The organism is Mesorhizobium sp. M7A.F.Ca.ET.027.02.1.1 (assembly GCF_004022985.1).
Lineage (GTDB): Bacteria > Pseudomonadota > Alphaproteobacteria > Rhizobiales > Rhizobiaceae > Mesorhizobium.
In genome coordinates, this window is sequence record NZ_RZOL01000578.1 from 1 (window position 1) to 2,900 (window position 2,900).

4 protein-coding genes are annotated in these 2,900 nt (G+C 64.3%); 1 reads left to right on the plus strand and 3 read right to left on the minus strand.

The window, feature by feature from the left end:
• Positions 1-60: 60 nt before the first annotated feature.
• Positions 61-555 (minus strand): hypothetical protein, encoded by a 495-nt coding sequence (locus EN749_RS33655; RefSeq protein WP_245491554.1) that lies wholly within the window; start codon positions 553-555, stop codon positions 61-63.
• 118 nt (positions 556-673) lie between these two features.
• Between EN749_RS33655 and EN749_RS33660 the strand changes: the two genes are divergently transcribed.
• Complete coding sequence (locus tag EN749_RS33660) at positions 674-1,273, plus strand: DUF922 domain-containing Zn-dependent protease (protein WP_128364789.1); 600 nt, start codon at positions 674-676, stop codon at positions 1,271-1,273.
• 72 nt (positions 1,274-1,345) lie between these two features.
• Here EN749_RS33660 and EN749_RS33665 read toward each other — a convergent pair whose 3' ends face one another.
• On the minus strand, positions 1,346-2,404 hold the full coding sequence (locus tag EN749_RS33665; protein ID WP_128364790.1) for a Gfo/Idh/MocA family oxidoreductase: 1,059 nt from the start codon (positions 2,402-2,404) through the stop codon (positions 1,346-1,348).
• A 47-nt stretch (positions 2,405-2,451) separates the two neighbouring features.
• Positions 2,452-2,900, minus strand: a 449-nt coding sequence (locus tag EN749_RS33670; RefSeq protein ID WP_128364791.1) for an SDR family oxidoreductase, incomplete at its 5' end; no start/stop codon positions are given.

Consider the following 2,900-nt stretch of genomic DNA (forward strand, 5'->3'; position numbering starts at 1 on the left):
GCCCGGTGAGCCACCGAGAACCGCCTCATTGGCGCGCCGGCATCGAACTGTAGAGCCCCGTCAATCCCCATCCGCTGGCCCGGCCTTGCCGCACTGCGCCAGCACCTTGCCGATGGCCGCGCTGGAGCCCTTCAGCGGAAAGCTGATCTCGCCATATTTGGCTGAACTGACCGACACATCGCCTGTGCCGCGCAGCAGGTCGAGCAGCGGATCGGCTTTCGCCAGATTGACCACGAAGTAGTTGTACATGGCCTCCAGCTGCAGCGTCTTCGTTACCGTCTTGCCGTCGGCCTTGAACGCGAACGAACCGCTGATACCAGGTTCCAGCTGCTGGCCGGCGGCACCGAGATCGTAGCTCAGCACCGGCGTGTCGAAACAGGTGAGCATCAGATGCGCATCGCCTTTCGGCCCGCCGCAGACCGAAGCCGTCAGCACGCTGCCGCCCTCGTCTTCCTCCATCTTGGCGCTCCAGCCATCGCACGACGCGGCAAACCCCGGCTGCGCGGCCTGCACGACCGCCAAGGCACCAGCGACGATGAGATGTGCAACTCTCATGACTCCCCCAATTGACTGCCTCCAGGGCATTTGCAGCGCCCGTCGGCAGCATATAGGAAAAAGCGATCCGATGGCATTGCCCGTTGCGGCAGCCGGTCCTGTTTCGTGGAGAGTTGGATTGAGAGCCTGCGTTCGCCTGTGTCTGTCCTTTGCCGCCCTGCTTGCCTCGCCGCTCACCGCTCGTGCCGAGTGGAAGCCGGTCGAGAAAATCGAGCCCTACGCGATCTCGGGCCGGTCCGGCGCCGAACTCTACCGCTCGATCGGCGAGAAAGGGCCAAAGCTCGGCATTGCCCGCGCCATCGCCTACACCAATTTCAAGCTGACCTGGGGGTTAAGGGACTACAAGCCCAGTGGCAAGGACTGCGTGCTGACGGCCGGGCGGCCGAAGCTGATCGTCACCTACACCTTGCCAAAACCCTCCGGCTCCCTGCCGCCCGCCGTCCAGAAGAACTGGGAAACTTTCATCGCCGGCGTCGCCGCCCATGAGAAGGTGCATGGCGCCAGCATGGTCCAGATGGTCCACGACATCCAAGCCGCGACGAACGGCCTGACCGTCGCCGACGATCCCAAATGCAGCAAGACAAGGGCCGAGGTGATCAAGCGGCTCGACGCAATCTCGAAGGCGCGGGTGCTGGCAAGCCGCGATTTCGACCGCGTCGAATTCGGCAATGGCGGCAATTTGCAGAAACTGGTTTTTTCGCTCGTGACCGGCCCCTGACTGGCGCAGCCTCCAATCCGAAGTTGGCGGCAGTGCTATCTTCGACCGCTGGCGCCGGCCGCTTCGCCCAGCTCACCGCGTTTCCGCACTCGCCCTCAGCTCCGCCCGCTTCTCGTCCGAGACGACGGCCAGATCCAGCACCTTCTGCAATTCGGCGGCATGGCGGAAGGACGGTTCGGCCTGCACGCCGGATCGCACCGCGTCAGTGAAACGCTGGTAGTTGGTCGGCACCGTGCCGGCGTCGAGCTCTTCCCATATGGCGTTCTCGACGTTTTCGCCGATGCAGGCCTTGAGCGTCGAGCCATCGAGATTGTGCACCACTTCGATGCCGCCTTTCTCGCCATAGATGCGCAGGCGCAGCTCGTTGAGATGGCCAGTCGCCCAGCGGCTGGCATGCACCACGCCGAAGGCGCCGTTGGAAAAGTCCAGCGTCATAGCGAAGCTGTCATTGGCGTCGAGTCCGTAGTCGCCGATGCGGTTGCCGGGCGCCTTGTCGAAGGCGCGCAGCCGGCAGAAGACATGGTCGATGTCGACGGCTGCGCCATAGCTGGCAAAATCGAGGATGTGGATGCCGACATCGCCAAGCACGCCGTTGGAGCCGTGGCTGCGTGACAGGCGCCACAGCCATTTCGGATCGGTGCGCCAGTCGCCCCAGAATTTCGACACCAGCCAGCTTTGCAGGTAGGACGCCTCGACATGCCTGACGGTGCCGATCTCGCCCGCCTGCACCATCTGGCGGGCCCTCTGCAGCGCCGCCACATTGCGATAGGTGAGGTTCACCATGTTGACGATGCCGGCGGCCTCGGCGGCGTCGGCCATCTCGGTCGCCTTGCCATAGTTTTCGGCCAGCGGCTTCTCGCACAGCACCGGCTTGCCGGCGGCGACCAGCGCCATGGTGGTCGGGTGGTGGATGCGGTCCGGCGTGACATTGGCCACCGCGTCGAACTCACCCCATGTCAGCGCCTCATCCAGCGCGGTAAAGCGGTTGGGAATGTCAAAACTGTCGGCGAACTCGCCGACCCGTGCCGGATCGACATCGACCGCGCCGACGATGTCGACGCCGTCGATGGCGGTGAAGCGCCGCGCATGTTCCTGCGCCATCCAGCCGGTGCCGAGTATCAAAAGCCGCATTCTTTGCTCCTTGGGGTGAGATGCCGGGATCCCCCCGGCCGACGCCCTCAAATAGCGCGTATGATGCCGCCGTCGACCCGGATGTTCTGGCCGGTGATGTAGCCGGCGCCTTCGGACGCCAGGAAGGCGATGGTCGCGGCGATTTCTTCCGAGGTGCCGTAGCGCTGCATCGGCACACTGTCGCGGCGTTCTTCTGTGGCCGGCAGGCTGTCGATCCAGCCGGGCAGCACGTTGTTCATGCGCACATTGTCGGCGGCGTAGGTGTTGGCGAAGATCTTGGTGTAGGCGGCAAGCCCGGCACGGAACACCGCGGACGTCGGGAACATCGGGCTCGGCTCGACCACCCAGGCCGTCGAGATGTTGATGATGGCCCCACCCTTCTGCTTGACCATCTGCGGCGCCACGATGCGCACCGGACGGATGACGTTCAGCAGATAGACATCCATGCCGGTGTGCCATTGCTCGTCGGTGATTTCGAGGATCGGCGCACGCGGCC